Origin of the sequence: Marinithermus hydrothermalis DSM 14884, from assembly GCF_000195335.1 — a bacterium.
In the GTDB taxonomy this organism is placed as follows: domain Bacteria; phylum Deinococcota; class Deinococci; order Deinococcales; family Marinithermaceae; genus Marinithermus; species Marinithermus hydrothermalis.
Window position 1 is genome coordinate 881,473 of record NC_015387.1, and the last position, 15,499, is coordinate 896,971.

The following is a 15,499-nucleotide window of genomic DNA, read 5'->3' on the forward strand; positions in this document are numbered from 1 at the left end:
CCTCCATGCGGGCTTTGCTTTCGGTTTCGGACAAGCGGGGGCTGGTCGAGTTCGCCCAGGGACTCAAGGCGCTCGGGTTCGAGCTGGTCTCCACCGGCGGGACGTACCGCGCGCTAGAGGACGCCGGTCTCGAGGTCACCTACGTCTCCGACGTGACGGGCTTCCCGGAGATCCTAGAGGGGCGCGTGAAGACCCTGCACCCGCGCATCCACGCGGGACTCCTCGCCAAACCCACGCCGGAGCACGAAGCGGAGCTTCAAGCGCAGGGCATCCCGCGCATCGAGGTGCTCGCGGTGAACCTCTATCCCTTCCGCGAGACGGTCGCGCGCGGGGCGGGGTTCGAGGAGTGCATCGAGAACATCGACATCGGCGGGCCAGCGATGCTGCGGGCCGCGGCGAAAAACTTCGCCGCGGTGCTCCCGGTCTGCGACCCGGACGACTACCCGGCGGTGCTCGCGGCCTTGCGGGAAGGGGTTTCCCCGGAGTTCAGGCGGCGGCTGGCTTGGAAGGCGTTCGCGCACACCGCGGCGTACGACGCGGCCATCGCGAACTGGCTCGCGGACAAACCCTTCCCGAAGCAGCGCTTTTTGGCTTTGGAGAAGGTCTCGGACCTGCGCTATGGGGAGAACCCGCACCAGGCCGCGGCCCTCTACCGCGTGGAGGGGGAGGTCGGGCCGCTCCTTGAGGCGGAGGTCCTCCAGGGCAAGGCCATGAGCTACAACAACTACGGGGACGCCGAGGCCGCGTGGAACCTGGTGAGTGAGTTCGACGCGCCCGCGTGCGTCGCGATCAAGCACCAGAACCCCTGCGGCGTGGGGGTGGGGGCGGGGCCGCTCGAGGCTTACCGGAAGGCGTACGCGGCCGACCCGATCTCGATCTTCGGGGGGATCGTGGCCTTCAACCGGCCGGTGGACGAGGCCACGGCCCTCGAACTGAAGCCGGTCTTCCTTGAGGTACTCCTCGCGCCGGAGTTTACGGAGGGCGCGCTGCGGGTCTTGGCGGCGAAGAAGAACCTGCGCGTTTTGCGGGTGCCCGCACCGGCGCGGGGGGCGTACCTGGACATGAAGCGCTTGCGGGGCGGGGTGCTGCTGCAGGAAGGCGACGCCTTGAACCTCGTGGAGGACGCCCTTCGGGTCGTGACGCCCGAGGCGCCTGATGAGGCCGCGTGGGCGGACCTGCGCTTTGCGTGGACGGTGGTGAAGCACGTGCGTTCGAACGCGATCGTGGTGGCGAAGGACGGGCAGACCCTGGGGATCGGGGTGGGGCAGACCAGCCGCGTCGAGGCGGCCCGGCACGCCCTAGAGCAGGCGGGAGCGGAGGCCCAGGGCGCGGTATTGGCCTCGGACGCGTTCTTCCCGTTTGACGACGTGGTGAAGCTCGCGGCCCAGCACGGCGTGCGGGCGATCATCCAGCCCGGCGGCTCCAAGCGGGACGAGGACTCGATCCGAGCGGCCGCGGAGGCGGGGATTGCCATGGTGTTCACCGGGGTGCGGCACTTTAAACACTGACCGCAGGCTCGAGCAGCCAGACCCGGGCCTCCGTACCGAAGGCCACGCGGGCCTGAGTCCCGATGGGCAGGGTGAACATGGGGTCGGTGTGCCCGAAGTCGAACCCGTAGGCGACGGGGAGGTCGTACCCCGCGGTGGCCCGGAGTAGAACCGCCTCGAGCGGGTCCTCCGGGCCGAACCCCACCTTGGGGTGGAACCGGCCGACGAGGAGCGCGCGGATTTTAGCGAAGGCCCCCATGAGGCGGAGCTGGGTCAGGAACCGGTCCACGGAGGCCGGGCTTTCCGTTTCATCCTCCTCCACACACAGGATCGCGCCCTCGAGGTTCGGGAAGAAGGGGGTGCCGCACAGGGCGAGCATCGTGCCGAGGTTCCCGGCGATCACGGGGCCTTGTGCCGTTCCCGGACGCAAGACCTTGGGTCCGGGGTGCGGCTCGGCCCGCCGAGGGCGGTTGTCCTCTTCGTCCCAGAGAAGGTGTTCGTGGATGAGGATCTCCGAGGGCTCGAGCTCGAGCGGGGCTCGGCCCTCGATGAGGACGGCCTCGAGGTAGCGCCGGGTGTAAGGGTGGAGGCCGTCGGCCTCCCCGAACTGGGGCAGCAGGGCCGGCCCGAGGAAGGTGACGAGGCCAGTCTGGGTGTGCATCCCTAGGTGCAGGGCGGTGATGTCGCTGTAGCCAAGGAACACCTTGGGGTTGTTTTGGATGAGCGCGTAGTCCAGGCCTTCGAGCAGCGCGTTGGCGTTGTGTCCACCAATCGTGCAGAGGATCCCCTTGACCTCGGGGTCCGCGAACATCGCGTGCAGGTCCTCGAGGCGTTCCTCTACGGTGCCTGCGGTGTGGTGATGGTGGTTGAGCGTATGGGGCCCTACCTTCACGCGAAACCCGAGCCGCTGGAGGTGGGCGACGCTGCGCTTAAAGCGCCGGGGGGTGTGGTGGGCCGTGGGTGCGGAGGGGGAGACGACGCCCACCAGGTCTCCGGGATGTAGCGCGGGGGGGCGTATAGGGGGCCGGTCCATTTCATTTAGGGCTTGGGCTTCTTGAGGTACGCCCAGACGACCGCGAGGAGGGCGAGGGCGGCGAGGAGGTTGGGGCCGAGCGGGTACGCGCCCGCCACCGTGTTGAGGTAGAGCGCCCAGCCTATGGCTAGGTTGGCTCCGAGGAGCAGGAGGAGGCGCCAGGGCATTAAAAGAGCGGTTCTTGCGTGACGGTGCGGATCCGCCGCTCGGGCTTGGGTCCAAGCGCATCCAGGGTCTTTTTGAGTTCCTGGATGTCCCGCCACGTGAGGGCTTTGGGGCTTCCGGGGGCGCGTGAGGGGTTACGGAGCAGGTAGGCGGGGTGGAACATGGGGAAGATCTTGATCCCGTGCCACTCGTACCAGTTGCCCCGCACCTTGGTGATTGAGATCTTTTCCCCGAGGAAGTACTGCGCGGCTACGGAACCCAGGGGCGCGATGATCTGGGGGCGAATCAGCTCGATTTGTTTGCTGAGCCACAGGCCCGTGCAGATCTTCGCTTCGTCGGGCAAGGGGTTGCGGTTCCCGGGGGGGCGGCACTTCACGATGTTCGCGATGTACACGGACTCGCGGGGGATGCCGGCCGCTTCCAGGATGCGGTTGAGAAGCTGCCCGGCCTTGCCCACAAAAGGACGGCCTTGGGCGTCCTCATCCGCGCCGGGCCCCTCACCTACGATCATGAGTTGTGCGTCCGGGTCGCCTTCCCCGAAGACCACGGTGTGCCGCCCTTCGGCGAGGCGACACGCGGTACACGCCTGGGCTTTGGCCGCGAGTTCCTCTAGGGTCATGCCTCCTCCCAAAACAAGGCGGGGGGAGGGGCCTCCCCTCCCCCCGGAGCGGGGGTTACTCCACGGGTTTCCGCTGTTTCCGCGCTTCCCGGCGGACCTTAGGGTCCAGCCCGATCATGAGGAAGAAGTTCTCCAACGCGTTCTCCTTCCCCTTGATCTCCGGGTAGGCATCCTCCGCCGTGCCGGTCACGAAAGGCAGGGACTTGTACAAGTCGAGGGCGTATGCAACCACCTCGTCGGGCCCTTTAGTTTCCGCGATCTCCGCCAGCTGCGCGTACACCTCCCGCCGCGCCTCGGCGTGCATCTTGAACACCTCGGGGTTCGGCGTTTCCGGCGAGCGGAGGACGTCTTGCTTGGCAATGCGGCGGTAATGTTTAAGGCCCCGAATGATTTCCTCGGTGGAGAGCGTTACCTTGTACTGCATCCCTGCTCCTTTCCCCCCTGCCCGCAAAAAACCGCCCGGGGTGGTGGGGCGGTGCATCGGGGCGGGAGCGCGCGACTTCATCCTCAACCAATTATAGGGGCTGAGGAAAAGAGGTGTCAATGAAAGAATGAGACGCATTAGACCCGATCCGATCGAGAAAAGTGCGTATAATCAGGAATGTGGAAAGCCTCGGCCCGTACCTCTTGAAACGGGTCCGGTTCCAAGAAGGAACCATCACCGTCCACGAAGGGCAGGACGTATTGACCGGCGCGCCTGTCCTGGTGTACCGCCCCGTTGAGGGGCCGCTGCCGAAAATCCAGTTAGACGGCATCCTTCCCTGGAAGGAAGCAATGGATCACGCGTGGGTGGCCGAGCTGCCTTTTGGAGCGGTGCCTGCCGAACGCTACCGGAACGAGGCGGACCTGGAGCGCCTCCTCGGCTGGGCCCGACGCCTCCTGGCCACCCTTCTCGAGGCTCACACCCTGGGCCTCACCCACGGACGGCTGGGCGTTGAACGGCTATGGGTTAAAGGCCCCAACATCTGGATTGAGGGGCTGGGGGTGCCCGCGGCTCACCAAACCCCGGACGAGGTTGGCGTGGTGGAGGCGCTGAAGGCGCTCGCTGGGGAGTCCTGGATGGCCTGGGCTTACGCGCCGGTGCTGGAAGCCTTTGCCGCGGGGAACCTCTCGCTGCGTGAGGTCGCCGAGGCGTTTGCGGAACCCAAGGCGCTCGAGGAGATCACCGCGCTCGTGGGAGGGCCGAACGTCCAACCCAAGCACGAGGAAGCGCCTGTTTCCCAGTCCGACCGCAACCCGCCCATGGAGACGCCTAAGGAGGAAACCGCGCCTCCCGAGCCTTCCCCCACCCCACCGCCCGCTGCTGAGCCCGAGGCGGCCGGGGCGCCCCCACCCACCGAGGAAACACCTAAGCCTTCCGAAGCGGAGGCGCGTTCCGCGGTCCGGGTGGAGGACGGGGAGGTGTACCGTGAGGCGCCGGTAGAGCGCCCCACCCCCCCGGCCGGACGGGTGATCCGCATCGAGGAAAGCGCAGAACCCGCCTTCGACGTGCTCGAGCCGCCCAAACCCACCCTTGGCAGGTGGGTGCGGGGGGTGGTGTGGGCCCTCGCGCTTTTGGGCATCGTTGCGGCATGGTGGTTCTGGAGCCGTCCGGCGCAACCCCCGGAGGCGGAGGGGTACGTGGTCTGGTTCAACCTCGAACCCCAGGGCCACGAGGCTACCCTCGAGCTGGTCGAGCCGCCGCCTGGCTCGAGCCTGGCGCCGGGCGGGGTCATCGCGCAGATTCCCGGGCCGGTCTCGTTTGACGTGCCGGGTGCGTACCGGTTGCGCATCCAAGCGGCGGGGTACCGCCCGAAGGAGATTCTGCTTAGCGTGCCGCCGGAGGGGCGGGGCGTGACGGTGCGGTTGGAGTCCCGGTAGACTGGGGGCCATGAGCGTAGTCATCCTCGACTTCGGCTCGCAGTACACCCGTTTGATCGCTCGCCGCGTGCGGGAGCTGCGGGCGTACTCGGTGATCCTGCCCGGCACCGCTTCCCTTGAGGAAATCCAAGCGCAAAACCCCCAGGCGATCATCCTTTCCGGTGGGCCGAGCTCGGTCTTCGATCCGGGGGCGCCGAGACCGCACTCGGGTGTGCTCGAGATGGGCCTGTCCATCCTCGGCATCTGTTACGGGATGCAGTACCTGGCCCAGCATTACGGGGGGCGGGTGGAGCGCGCCGGCCGCCGCGAGTACGGCAAGGCCGTCCTCACGCGCTACGAGGGGCCGTTGTTTGACGGGCTGGCCGGGGAGGTGCAGGTCTGGATGAGCCACTCGGACGCGGTCACCGAGCTGCCCCGGGGCTGGCGGGTAGTGGCCGAGACCGAGGAGAACCCGGTCGCGGCGATCCAGTCCCCGGACGGCCGCGTCTTTGGGGTGCAGTTCCACCCCGAGGTGGTGCACACTCCTAAGGGCGCGGAGATCCTGGAGAACTTCCTCGAGGCAGCCGGCGTGGCGCGGGACTGGACGCCGGAGCACACCTTAGAGAGCCTCGTCCGGGAGGTGCGGGAGCGCGTGGGGGAGGAGCGCGTGTTGCTCGCGGTTTCGGGCGGGGTGGATTCCAGCACCCTCGCGCTGCTGTTGGCCCGCGCGGGCGTGGATCACGTCGCGGTCTTCGTGGATCACGGGTTGTTGCGCCTGGGGGAGCGGGCCGAGGTCGAGCATGCCCTGAAACCCCTTGGGGTGAACCTCGTTACGGTGGACGCCTCCGAGCGTTTCTTGGCGGCGCTGGAGGGGGTGACCGACCCCGAGGCCAAGCGCAAGATCATCGGGCGGGAGTTCGTTGAGGTCTTCAAAGAGAAGGCGCGGGAGCTAGGGCCCTTTACCTTCCTCGCCCAGGGCACGCTCTACCCGGACGTGATCGAGTCCGCCGGAGGCGCGGGCGCGGCGAACATCAAAAGCCACCATAACGTGGGCGGCCTCCCGAAGGACCTGGGGTTTGAGCTGCTGGAGCCCTTCCGCTACCTCTTCAAGGACGAGGTGCGGGAGCTGGCCCTTCTCCTGGGGCTTCCGGACACGATCCGCTTACGCCACCCCTTCCCGGGACCGGGCCTGGCGATCCGCATCCTGGGCGAGGTCACCCGGGAGAAGCTCGAGATCCTACGCCGCGCGGACGACCTCTTCATCAGCACCCTCAAGGCCTGGGGCCTCTACCACGAGACCTGGCAGGCCCTGGCGGTCCTGACCCCCGTGCGTTCGGTGGGGGTGGTGGGGGACGAACGGCACTACGGGTACGTCCTCGCCCTGCGCGCGATCACCAGCGTGGACGGCATGACCGCGGACTGGGCCCGGCTGCCCCTCGAGTTCCTCGACGAGGTGGCCCGCAAGATCACCCGCCAGGTCCCGGAGATCGGGCGGGTGGTGTACGACGTGACCTCCAAGCCGCCCGCGACGATCGAGTGGGAGTAGCTTACGCGGAGAGAAATCCCCCGTCCACGGGGATCACGGCCCCGTGCACGTACGCCGCCAGGTCGCTCGCCAGGACCAGCACCATGCGCGCGATCTCGTCCGGGGGGCCGGGCGTCCGATGGGGAGCCGCTGGTGGAACTCGAGACCGGCCCGAAGGACCCGCCAGTCGAGGCCCAGCAGGCCCCGGCGGGCGACCTGGTCCGCTCCGGGGATGCGCGTCCACCCGGGGAGGAGGGCGTTGATGCGGAACCCATGCCGGGCGTGCTCGCGGGCGAGGGCCCGGGTCAGGGCGATCACCGCGGCTTTGCTCGTGCTGTACACGGACAGGTCCGCCTTGAAGGGCAGGAGGGCCTCGATGGAGGCGATGTTGAGGATCACGCCGCCCTGGGCACCGCGATCCTGGATCATGCGCCGGCACATCCAGATTGGGCCCTCGAGGTTCACGACCATCACCCGTCGGTAGAAGGCTTCGTCCACCTCGGTGAAGGGCCGGCTGGGGTAGAGGGCGGCGTTGTTGATCAGGGTGTCCGGGGTGCGCCCTTGCAGACGGTTCCACAAGGCCTCGATCGTGGCGCGGTCCGCGAGGTCCACCGCGTGGGCCTCGACCCGCTGGCCGTAGGCCTCGAGTTCCCGAGCGGTGGCCATGAGCCGCTCCCGGTTCCGGTCCACGAGCTCCGGTTCCGCGCCCGCCTCTGCCATCCGGTGGGCGACGGCCCGCCCGATGCCGGAGGCCGCGCCCGTGATCAGGACGCGTCTGCCTTGGAGCGAGATGAGTTCCTGTAACGAAGGATTTTGCTTTATGTATTGATTTTAAGGTGCGTCTGCGGCCGGTGGCGGGCGGGGGTTGGGCGTGTGCCGTGGGCCGCGCGAGGGGGTAGAGTAGGGGGGATGGAGGTCATCGAAACCTGCGTGTACGCCGAGGACCTCGAGGCGGCGCGCGCCTTTTACGAGGGGGTGCTGGGCCTCGAGTGCTTCGCTTTTAAGCCGCCCCGGCACGCGTTTTTCCGCGCGGGACGCGGGGTGTTTTTGGTGTTTAACCCGAAGGAGACCGAAGAGGAGGCCGCACTACCGCCGCACGGGGCCCGGGGGAGCGTGCACGTGGCGTTTCGCGTGGACGAGGCCGAGCTGCCCGGTTGGGACGAGAAGCTCCGGAGGCTGGGGTACACGACCTACTGGGCCGAGTGGCCGCGCGGGCGGAGCCTGTACGTGTACGACCCGGCGGGGAACCTGGTGGAGCTGGCCCCGGCCCGGATCTGGGGATTGGGTTAGCGCGCGTACCGCAGTAGCGCGGGCAGCACCCGGTGTAGGGGCAGCCGGCGCGCAAGGTACCCCAGGTGAGGGAACAAGCGCACCGCGGCGAGGAGCTTGCGGGAAAGGCCGGGCTCACCCACCAGGATGAGGGTGGCGTCGATCACGCGGTGCAGGCGCTCGGTGTAGGGGTACCACCACAAGGCCGGCGCGCGCGGGTACGCCTCGCTGATGTACTGGAGCTGCACCAACTCTAAAAGCCCGAACGGGCCGTGCGTGCGCCCGAACCCCGAGCCCTTCACCCCGCCCCAAGCTCCCGCGGCCTCGGCGTACGTGTCCGCGTGGTGGTTGACCGTCACGACCCCGACGTCGAGCTGCGGCGCGAGGGCTTGGGCCCGCCGGGAGCTTTGCGTCCAGAGGCTCGCGGTGAGGCCGTAGGGGCTTGCGTTCACCGCCCGGACGGCCTCAACCTCGTCCCGTACCGGCACCACCCCCACGACCGGGCCGAAGGCCTCCTCGCACATGAAGGGGGTTTCGGCCGGGGGGTTCGCGACGAGGGTAGGGGCGTAGTAGTGGGGGCCCAGCGCCTCGAGCCGCCGCCCGCCGGTGCGCACCTGGCCGCCTTGGGCGCGGGCCGCCTCCACCAGGCGCGCGACCTTCTCCACTTGGAACGGTGCGATGAGGGGGCCTACGTCCACGCCGGGCGCGAGCGGGTGGCCGACCCGGAGGGCCTCGAGCTCAGCCTGGAGCCGTTCGGTGAACCCGGGGTAGATGCGTTCTTGAACGTAGACCCGTTCGATCGCGGCGCAGGTCTGGCCGGCGTTCATCGTGGCGGCCCACGCGATGCCCCGCGCGCTCAGCTCGAGATTGACGTCGTCCAAGACGATGGCCGCGTCCTTGCCGCCCAGCTCGAGAAGGACCTTCTTGGGGCCCTGGGCGGCGAGGGCCATGACCTTGCGGCCGGTCGCGGAGCTGCCGGTGAAGAGGACCCCCCGCACCTCGGGGTGCGTGATCAGGGCCTCGGCCTGGGCAGCTCCGCCCTGGATGAGCTGCACCCAGTTCGGGGGAAAACCGGCCTCTTGGAAGAGTTGGGCGATCTTCTGGGCGGTGAGGGGGGTGTAGGGGGAGGGTTTGAGGAGGGCGACGTTGCCGGTGATGGCGAGGCTTATGAGCTGCACGAAGGGGATCGCGAAGGGGTAGTTCCAGGGGGTGATGACCGCCCAGGGGCCGTACGGCTTGAAGCGGTAGTGGGCCCGCCGACCCTGGAAGAAGGGGTTGTGGGGGGGCGCGGCCGGGGATTCGGCGAGGCGCGGCGCGTGGTGGATCAGGTAGGAGAGGGTATCCAGGGCGGGGATGAGTTCGAGGAGCAGCGCCTCGGTGAGGGGTTTGCCTTGCTCGAGGGCGACGAGCTCGGCGATCTCGTGCCGGTGCTGGATGAGGGCGCGGCGGAGGCGGCGGAGGCGGCCCAGCCGCGTCTCGAGCGGGGTGCGCCGCCAGTCGGCGAAGGCCCGCGCGGCGCGTTCGGCGGCCGCGGCGACCTCGGGGAGGGGCGTGATGGGCACCTCGCCGAGCGTGCGGCCATCGGCGGGGCTGGTTACGGTGAGGTGCCCTTCGCGGGGCGCGGCGTGGGCGGATGAGCGCATCCGGGATCCCCTTTCCGTTGGGCTTAAACCCAGTATAGCAAGGGGACGGGGGGGCGGGCGGTGCGGAGGCACACGTGGGCTTGCGCCCTGGGGGCGAGGCCTCTATGCTTGGGCCGTGACGCGCCCTTACGTCGAGGTGTACACGGACGGCTCCGCCGACCGGTTCGGGCGGGGCGGGTGGGCTGCGCTGCTTCGCTACGAGGGCCGAGAGAAGCTGCTCTCGGGCGGGGAGGCCGCGACCACCAATAACCGCATGGAGCTCCGCGCGGCGTTGGAGGCGCTCCGCGCGTTGAAGCGCCCGTGCGTGGTGGTGGTGTACACGGACAGCCAGTACCTCCAGAAGGCCTTCGCCGAGGGGTGGCTCGAGCGCTGGCAGCGTAACGGGTGGCGGACGCGCGCGGGGGCGCCGGTGAAGAACCAGGACTTGTGGCGGGCGCTCCTCGAGGAGATCCGTCGCCACGAGGTGCGCTGGCGCTGGGTCGAGGGGCACGCGGGCCACCCGGAGAACGAGCGGGTGGACCGGGAAGCGCAGCGCCGCCGCCGGAGCCTGCCCCGACCGGAGACCTAACGGTTTTTACTCTCCAGGCTCGAAATCCGGTAGACTTTATTCCGGAGGGACGCATGATCGAGACGCGCCTCAAGCCCGAGGACCGCGAAACCCCGGTGTTTAAGCAGAACAAGGACGACTGGGTCGCGCTCATCTCCGAGTTCCGCCACGCCCTGGAGACGGTGCGCAAGGGGGGCGGGGAGAAGGCCATCGCCCGCCAGCACAAGAAGGGCCGCCTGACCGCCCGAGAACGCATCGCGCGTCTGATCGACCCGGGCACCCGCTTCGAGGAGCTCATGACCTTCGCGGGGTGGGGCATGTACCAGGAGTGGGGCGGCGCGCCGAGCGGCGGCACGATCACCGGGATCGGCCGGATCGCCGGGCGGGACTGGATGATCATCGCGAACGACGCGACCGTCAAGGCCGGGGCCTTCTTTCCCATCACCGCGAAAAAAGTCATCCGCGCCCAGACGATCGCCCTCGAGAACCGCATCCCCACGGTCTACCTCGTGGACTCGGCCGGGGTGTTCCTGCCCCTACAAGACGAGGTCTTCCCGGACCAGGACGATTTCGGGCGGGTCTTCTACCTGAACGCCCGCATGTCCGCCCTGGGCATCCCTCAGATCGCCGCGATCATGGGGAACTGCGTCGCGGGCGGCGCGTACCTTCCGGTCATGACCGACGCCCTCATCATGACCGAAGGGTCCGGGCTCTACCTCGCGGGGCCCGCGCTCGTCAAGGCCGCCATCGGTCAAGAGGTGACCTCCGACGAGCTCGGGGGCGCGCGCATGCACCACGAGGTGAGCGGCACCGTGGACTTCTACGAGCCCAACGACGAAGCCGCGATCGAACGCATCCGCAAGCTCGCCGCGCTCTACGCCGCCCCCAAGCTGGCGCGCTGGGCGCTCGAGCGCAAGGACCCCGTCCCGCCGGCCTACGAGGCTGAGGACCTCTACGGCCTGGTGAGCCCCGACGGCTCGCGGCCCTACGACCTGCGGGAGGTCATCGCGCGGATCGTGGACGGCTCGGAGTTCCTCGAGTACAAGGCCGGCTACGGCGAGACGCTCGTCACCGGGTTCGCCCGCATCGGCGGGTACCCGGTGGGCATCGTGGGGAACCAGCGGCTGATCATCAAGAAGAAGGGCAAGATCGAGGTGGGGGGCGTGATCTACGCCGAAGCGGCGGACAAGGCAGCCCGCTTCATCCTCGACGTGAACCAGATGGGCATCCCCCTCCTCTTCCTGCAGGACGTCTCGGGCTTCATGGTGGGCAAGGAATCCGAGCAGTCCGGGATCATCCGCCGGGGCGCGAAGCTCGTCAACGCCGTGTCGAACTCGGTCGTCCCGAAGATCACCCTGATCCTAGGCGGGAGCTTCGGCGCGGGCAACTACGCCCTGGCCGGCAAGGCCTACGCGCCGCGCTTCATCTTCGCCTGGCCGAGCGCCAAGTACGCGGTGATGGGCGGCGCGCAGGCCGCGAAGACCCTCCTCGAGATCCAGGTGGCCCAGCTCAAGCGCGAAGGGAAGGAGCCCTCCGACGCAGAACTCCAGGAGCTCTACGAGAAGATCAAGGGCCGCTACGAGGAGCAGCTCGACCCCCGGTACGCCGCGGCCCGGCTCTGGATCGATGAGATCATCTTCCCCCACGAGACCCGCACCCGCCTCATCCGGGCCCTCGAGGCTTGCGCGTTGGACGCAGAGCCGGCGGAGATGCGCGTAGGGGTGTTCCAGGTTTAAGGAGGTGTGTCGTGGCCGAGGTGCGTTGGGTGGAGTGTCCCCGCGACGCCTGGCAGGGGTTCAAGACCTTCATCCCCACCGCGGAGAAGGTGGCCTTCCTCAAGAGCCTCTTGGAGGCCGGGTTCCGCTGCTTGGACCTGACCAGCTTCGTCTCGCCCAAGTGGGTGCCCCAGATGCGGGACGGTCAAGCGGTGCTCGAGGCCCTCCCCGCCCCCGAAGGGCGCGAGTACCTCGCGATCATCGCGAACGAGAAGGGCCTCGAGCGGGCCCTCAACGCCCCGAACCTCACCGCGGTAGGGTACCCCTTCTCCGTCAGCGAGACCTTCCAGAAGAAGAACACCAACCGCTCCATCGAGGCCTCCTGGCCCCTCGTGGACCGTGTCCTCGAGGCCACCGCGGGTCGGCTGGACCTGGTGATCTACCTCTCCATGGGCTTCGGGAACCCTTACGGGGACCCCTGGAGCCCGGAGAAGGTGGTGGAGTTCGTGGGGCGGTTGCGGGAGCGCGGGGTGCACCGCATCGCGATCGCGGACACCTACGGCGTGGCCACGCCGGAGGTCATCCAGAAGACCCTCGAGGCCGTGGTGCAGGCCTTCGGTCCCGAAGGGATCGGCGCGCACCTCCACGCGCGCCCCGAGGGGGTGGTGGCCAAGGTGGACGCGGTCCTTGCGGCGGGGGTGCGCTGGCTCGAGGGGGCCCTCGCGGGGATCGGCGGGTGCCCGTTCGCGGGGGACGCGCTCGTGGGGAACCTCGCCACGGAGGTCGTGCTGCCGCACCTCGCGCGTCAGGGCTTCGAGGCCGGGGTGCAGCTCGAGGCCCTGCCCGCGCTGGCGGAGCGCGCGGCCCAGCTGCGGGCGGTTTACGCGTAAGGGACGAAGGCCAGCGCGTCGAGGGCCTGTCCTTTGAGCACCGGCACCAGCGCCGAACCCCCGATCTGCGCGCAGAACGGCACGTCCGCCTCGAGCCCCACCCGCTCGAGTGCCGCCGCGGCGGCGGAGCGCCGCAGGGCCTCGAGCGGGGTGGGGTAGGCCTCGCGCGTAGCGAAGGCGATCCAAGCCCCGTCGTTCGGTGAGAGCGGGCCCTCAGCACGGAGTAGCTCGGCGATGACTCCCGCGGTGTAGGTGTCGTCCAGGCCCGGCTGGCCCTCCTTGCCCGCGCACAGCACCGCGACCTCCTCGCGCGCCAGGGCGCGCGCGAGGCGAGCGGCGGCCGGCGCGTTGTAGAGGGATCCCAAGAGCACGTGCCGCGCGGTTTGGGCGGCGAGGATAGCCGCGCGGGTGCCGTTCGTGGTGCTCATCGCCACCTCCCGGCCGCGCACAGGCGCGGCCAGGGCCTCGCGCGGGCTGTTCCCCAGGTCGAACCCCTCGGGGGGCAGGCCGCCCACCTCGCCCGCGACGAGCGCGCCGCGCGTCCGGAAGGCCCGGGCGGCCTCGGGGCTGGCGGTGAAGTGCACGGTCCGAGCGCCCGCCTCGAGGAAGGCCACGGCCGTGGTGGTGGCGCGGATCACGTCCACCACGATGACCACGTCGGGAAAGGTCATTTCTGCGCGAGGAGCGAGCTCAACCCTGAGGCGCAAGGCTCCTCCGTAAGGCGTTCAGGTTCTCGGCCACGCTGGCCCGCGCATTGAACACACTCGAGCCCGCCACCAGCACCTCCGCCCCGGCCTGGACCACGCGGGGGGCGGTCTCGGGGTTGATGCCGCCGTCCACCTCGATCCGACAGGCGGGGTTGAGCCGGTCCCGCATCGCGCGGAGCCGCTCGAGGCGGGGAAGGCTCTGCTCGAGGAAGCGTTGGCCCCCGAACCCTGGGTTTACCGTCATCAAAAGCGCCTGATCCAGCTCGGGGAGGAGGTCCTCGAACCACGCAAGGGGCGTGGCGGGGTTCACCGCGAGGCCCGCCCGGACCCCGAGCTCCTTGATTTGTTGGATGGCCCGGTGCGCGTGCGGGGTAGCCTCGGGGTGCACGATCAACAGGTCCGCGCCGGCACGGGCGAAGGCCTCGAGGAAGCGCTCGGGCTCCACGATCATGAGGTGCACCTCGAGGGGCAACCGGGTGACGCGCCGCAGGGCCTCCACCACCACGACGCCCATGGTGAGGTTGGGAACGAACCGGCCGTCCATCACGTCCACGTGGATCCGGTCCGCTCCGGCCGCTTCGGCTTCGCGCACCTCTTCGCCGAGCCGCGCGAAGTCCGCGGAGAGGATGGAAGGAGCGATCTCGATCTTCATCATCGCAGACCGTACAGGACCTCTTCGAGCGCCGCCGTGTCCAGAATCTCTACCGTTCCCGGCAGCAACCGGAGGATGGCCTCGTCCCTCAGGGCGTGCAGCACGCGGGTGACCGTTTCGCGGCTCGTGCCCGCCATGAGTGCGAGCTCCTGGTGCGTCGCGGGTACCCGCCACCCCTGGGGGCTTTGCTCGCCGTACCGGTGCCGGTAGAGCTTGAGGAGCGCGTACGCCACCCGCCCGCGGGCCTCCTCGAAGGAGAGGACCTCCACCTCGAGGTTCATCTCGCGCAGCCGGCGCGCGAGGATCCGGGCGAGGTTATGGGCAACCTCGGGGTACCGCCGCGTCAGGCCGTAGTACTCCTGCCGGTACAGGGCGAGCAGCACCGTGTCTTCCAGCGCGAGGGCGGTCGCGCTGCGGGGGATCTCCTCCACCAGGCTCATCTCCCCGAACAAATCCCCGGGGTTCAGGTACGCCAGCACCTTCTCCTTGCCGTCCAGGTTCGTGCGGTAGATCTTGATCCGCCCGGACTGCACGATATACAGGGCTTCTCCGGGATCCCCGGCCTCGAACACCTTCTTGCCCGCCGCGTAGCTCAGCGTCTGGAACGCCTCACGCGCGATCTCCAAGGCACCGGGGGGCACGCCCTCGAACAAGGGGCTTTGGGCGAGGATGTTCGTATCGGCGAGCATCGATACAAACTTAACAGTTTTCACGGGGCTTTGGAAAGTAGGATAGGGGGCGTGGTGCTTAGGGCTGAGGGGATTCGACACGCCTACCCTGGGGTTCGGCTCTTTGATGACCTCGAGCTCCGCCTCGCGCCGGGGGAGGTGCGGGTGGTGCTGGGGCCTTCCGGATCAGGGAAGACCACGCTGATTCACCTCCTGGCGGGAATTCTGCGCGTGCAGGAGGGGCGCTTGTACTGGGGAGAAGTGGAGGTCACGCGGCTTGGGGAGGAACGCCTCGCTCGCCTGAGGCGGCGGTACGTGGGGCTGGTCTTCCAGCACCACTACCTGCTCCCCGAACTCACCGCCCTGGAGAACGTCGTGCTGCCCGGTTTGATCGCGGGCACGCCGGACTGGGACTGGGGCCGGGCGCTTTTGGAGCGCGTGGGGCTCGGTGCAAGGCAGCACCAGCGCCCCGCGGCCCTCTCCGGTGGGGAGCGGCAGCGGGTCGCGGTCGCCCGCGCGGTGTACAACCGCCCCCGGCTGGTCCTCGCGGATGAACCTACGGGCGCCCTCGACCGAGAGAACGCCTGGCGGGTGTACGCCTTGTTGCTCGAGCTGGCCCGTGAGGTGCGGAGCGCGGTTCTCCTCGCCACGCACGACGAGGCCCTGGCCCGGGACGTGCCGGTGTATCGCCTGGAGGGAGGGCGGCTTCTTGTGGGCCTGACCTCGAGCTGAGGCTGGGT

At 69.0% G+C, this 15,499-nt stretch carries 17 protein-coding genes and 1 pseudogene; 8 read left to right on the top strand and 10 right to left on the bottom strand.

Going from position 1 to position 15,499, the window contains the following annotated elements; translation table 11 throughout:
- The first annotated feature begins 5 nt into the window (after nt 1–5).
- On the top strand, nt 6–1,508 hold the full coding sequence (purH, locus tag MARKY_RS04560) for a bifunctional phosphoribosylaminoimidazolecarboxamide formyltransferase/IMP cyclohydrolase (RefSeq protein ID WP_013703701.1): 1,503 nt from the start codon (nt 6–8) through the stop codon (nt 1,506–1,508).
- Here the strand turns inward: purH and MARKY_RS04565 are convergent.
- The 4 genes from MARKY_RS04565 to MARKY_RS04575 are packed head-to-tail and all read right to left on the bottom strand — an operon-like array spanning nt 1,498 to nt 3,728.
- Nucleotides 1,498–2,472, bottom strand: a complete 975-nt coding sequence (locus MARKY_RS04565; RefSeq protein WP_218916179.1) for a S66 family peptidase — start codon at nt 2,470–2,472, stop codon at nt 1,498–1,500. The genes purH and MARKY_RS04565 overlap by 11 nt on opposite strands.
- Before the next feature lie 53 nt (nt 2,473–2,525).
- Nucleotides 2,526–2,687, bottom strand: coding sequence for a hypothetical protein (locus MARKY_RS11880; RefSeq protein WP_013703703.1), 162 nt, complete (start codon nt 2,685–2,687; stop codon nt 2,526–2,528).
- Nucleotides 2,687–3,304 (bottom strand): uracil-DNA glycosylase, encoded by a 618-nt coding sequence (locus MARKY_RS04570; protein ID WP_013703704.1) that lies wholly within the window; start codon nt 3,302–3,304, stop codon nt 2,687–2,689. The genes MARKY_RS11880 and MARKY_RS04570 overlap by 1 nt, the downstream gene beginning before the upstream one ends.
- Nucleotides 3,305–3,359: 55 nt before the next feature.
- Nucleotides 3,360–3,728 carry a hypothetical protein gene (locus tag MARKY_RS04575; protein ID WP_013703705.1) on the bottom strand — a complete coding sequence of 123 codons (369 nt, stop codon included), beginning with the start codon at nt 3,726–3,728 and terminating at the stop codon, nt 3,360–3,362.
- A gap of 179 nt (nt 3,729–3,907) precedes the next feature.
- Between MARKY_RS04575 and MARKY_RS04580 the strand changes: the two genes are divergently transcribed.
- Complete coding sequence (locus MARKY_RS04580) at nt 3,908–5,164, top strand: hypothetical protein (protein ID WP_013703706.1); 1,257 nt, start codon at nt 3,908–3,910, stop codon at nt 5,162–5,164.
- A 10-nt stretch (nt 5,165–5,174) separates the two neighbouring features.
- Complete coding sequence (gene guaA, locus MARKY_RS04585) at nt 5,175–6,689, top strand: glutamine-hydrolyzing GMP synthase (protein ID WP_013703707.1); 1,515 nt, start codon at nt 5,175–5,177, stop codon at nt 6,687–6,689.
- 1 nt (nt 6,690) lies between these two features.
- Here guaA and MARKY_RS12280 read toward each other — a convergent pair whose 3' ends face one another.
- Nucleotides 6,691–6,774, bottom strand: a complete 84-nt coding sequence (locus MARKY_RS12280; protein ID WP_425357342.1) for a hypothetical protein — start codon at nt 6,772–6,774, stop codon at nt 6,691–6,693.
- Between the two features lie 164 nt (nt 6,775–6,938).
- Nucleotides 6,939–7,388: pseudogene (locus MARKY_RS04590) on the bottom strand (SDR family NAD(P)-dependent oxidoreductase); the annotation flags it as partial.
- A gap of 189 nt (nt 7,389–7,577) precedes the next feature.
- Between MARKY_RS04590 and MARKY_RS04595 the strand changes: the two are divergent.
- Nucleotides 7,578–7,958: a VOC family protein gene (locus MARKY_RS04595; protein WP_013703709.1), complete on the top strand. Its 381-nt coding sequence runs from the start codon at nt 7,578–7,580 to the stop codon at nt 7,956–7,958.
- Here MARKY_RS04595 and MARKY_RS04600 read toward each other — a convergent pair.
- Complete coding sequence (locus MARKY_RS04600) at nt 7,955–9,580, bottom strand: aldehyde dehydrogenase family protein (protein WP_013703710.1); 1,626 nt, start codon at nt 9,578–9,580, stop codon at nt 7,955–7,957. The genes MARKY_RS04595 and MARKY_RS04600 overlap by 4 nt on opposite strands.
- Before the next feature lie 115 nt (nt 9,581–9,695).
- On the opposite strand from MARKY_RS04600, the gene rnhA reads away from it, so the two are divergent.
- The 3 genes from rnhA to MARKY_RS04615 are packed head-to-tail and all read left to right on the top strand — an operon-like array spanning nt 9,696 to nt 12,732.
- Nucleotides 9,696–10,148 carry a ribonuclease HI gene (gene rnhA, locus MARKY_RS11610; RefSeq protein WP_013703711.1) on the top strand — a complete coding sequence of 151 codons (453 nt, stop codon included), beginning with the start codon at nt 9,696–9,698 and terminating at the stop codon, nt 10,146–10,148.
- A 53-nt stretch (nt 10,149–10,201) separates the two neighbouring features.
- Complete coding sequence (locus MARKY_RS04610) at nt 10,202–11,863, top strand: acyl-CoA carboxylase subunit beta (protein WP_013703712.1); 1,662 nt, start codon at nt 10,202–10,204, stop codon at nt 11,861–11,863.
- 11 nt (nt 11,864–11,874) lie between these two features.
- Nucleotides 11,875–12,732, top strand: coding sequence for a hydroxymethylglutaryl-CoA lyase (locus MARKY_RS04615; RefSeq protein ID WP_013703713.1), 858 nt, complete (start codon nt 11,875–11,877; stop codon nt 12,730–12,732).
- Here MARKY_RS04615 and MARKY_RS04620 read toward each other — a convergent pair.
- Genes MARKY_RS04620 through MARKY_RS04630 form a run of 3 tightly spaced genes read right to left on the bottom strand, consistent with a single transcriptional unit; the run spans nt 12,723 to nt 14,780 of the window.
- Nucleotides 12,723–13,439 (bottom strand): 2-phosphosulfolactate phosphatase, encoded by a 717-nt coding sequence (locus MARKY_RS04620; protein WP_013703714.1) that lies wholly within the window; start codon nt 13,437–13,439, stop codon nt 12,723–12,725. The two genes, MARKY_RS04615 and MARKY_RS04620, sit on opposite strands and share 10 nt — an antisense overlap.
- Nucleotides 13,423–14,094, bottom strand: a complete 672-nt coding sequence (rpe, locus tag MARKY_RS04625; protein WP_013703715.1) for a ribulose-phosphate 3-epimerase — start codon at nt 14,092–14,094, stop codon at nt 13,423–13,425. Before rpe ends, MARKY_RS04620 begins: the two co-directional genes overlap by 17 nt.
- Nucleotides 14,091–14,780, bottom strand: coding sequence for a Crp/Fnr family transcriptional regulator (locus tag MARKY_RS04630; protein WP_013703716.1), 690 nt, complete (start codon nt 14,778–14,780; stop codon nt 14,091–14,093). The genes rpe and MARKY_RS04630 overlap by 4 nt, the downstream gene beginning before the upstream one ends.
- Nucleotides 14,781–14,834: 54 nt before the next feature.
- Between MARKY_RS04630 and MARKY_RS04635 the strand changes: the two genes are divergently transcribed.
- On the top strand, nt 14,835–15,491 hold the full coding sequence (locus MARKY_RS04635) for an ABC transporter ATP-binding protein (RefSeq protein ID WP_013703717.1): 657 nt from the start codon (nt 14,835–14,837) through the stop codon (nt 15,489–15,491).
- The last annotated feature ends 8 nt before the right edge of the window (nt 15,492–15,499 follow it).

Excerpts from the sequence above, each read along its gene's own strand:
- rpe (WP_013703715.1), bottom strand. The coding sequence starts at position 14,094 with ATGATGAAGATCGAGATCGCTCCTTCCATCCTCTCCGCGGACTTCGCG.
- MARKY_RS04595 (WP_013703709.1), top strand. The coding sequence starts at position 7,578 with ATGGAGGTCATCGAAACCTGCGTGTACGCCGAGGACCTCGAGGCGGCG.
- guaA (WP_013703707.1), top strand. The coding sequence starts at position 5,175 with ATGAGCGTAGTCATCCTCGACTTCGGCTCGCAGTACACCCGTTTGATC.
- MARKY_RS04575 (WP_013703705.1), bottom strand. The coding sequence starts at position 3,728 with ATGCAGTACAAGGTAACGCTCTCCACCGAGGAAATCATTCGGGGCCTT.
- MARKY_RS04600 (WP_013703710.1), bottom strand. The coding sequence starts at position 9,580 with ATGCGCTCATCCGCCCACGCCGCGCCCCGCGAAGGGCACCTCACCGTA.
- purH (WP_013703701.1), top strand. The coding sequence starts at position 6 with ATGCGGGCTTTGCTTTCGGTTTCGGACAAGCGGGGGCTGGTCGAGTTC.
- MARKY_RS04570 (WP_013703704.1), bottom strand. The coding sequence starts at position 3,304 with ATGACCCTAGAGGAACTCGCGGCCAAAGCCCAGGCGTGTACCGCGTGT.
- MARKY_RS04610 (WP_013703712.1), top strand. The coding sequence starts at position 10,202 with ATGATCGAGACGCGCCTCAAGCCCGAGGACCGCGAAACCCCGGTGTTT.
- MARKY_RS11880 (WP_013703703.1), bottom strand. The coding sequence starts at position 2,687 with ATGCCCTGGCGCCTCCTCCTGCTCCTCGGAGCCAACCTAGCCATAGGC.
- MARKY_RS04630 (WP_013703716.1), bottom strand. The coding sequence starts at position 14,780 with ATGCTCGCCGATACGAACATCCTCGCCCAAAGCCCCTTGTTCGAGGGC.
- MARKY_RS12280 (WP_425357342.1), bottom strand. The coding sequence starts at position 6,774 with ATGGTGCTGGTCCTGGCGAGCGACCTGGCGGCGTACGTGCACGGGGCC.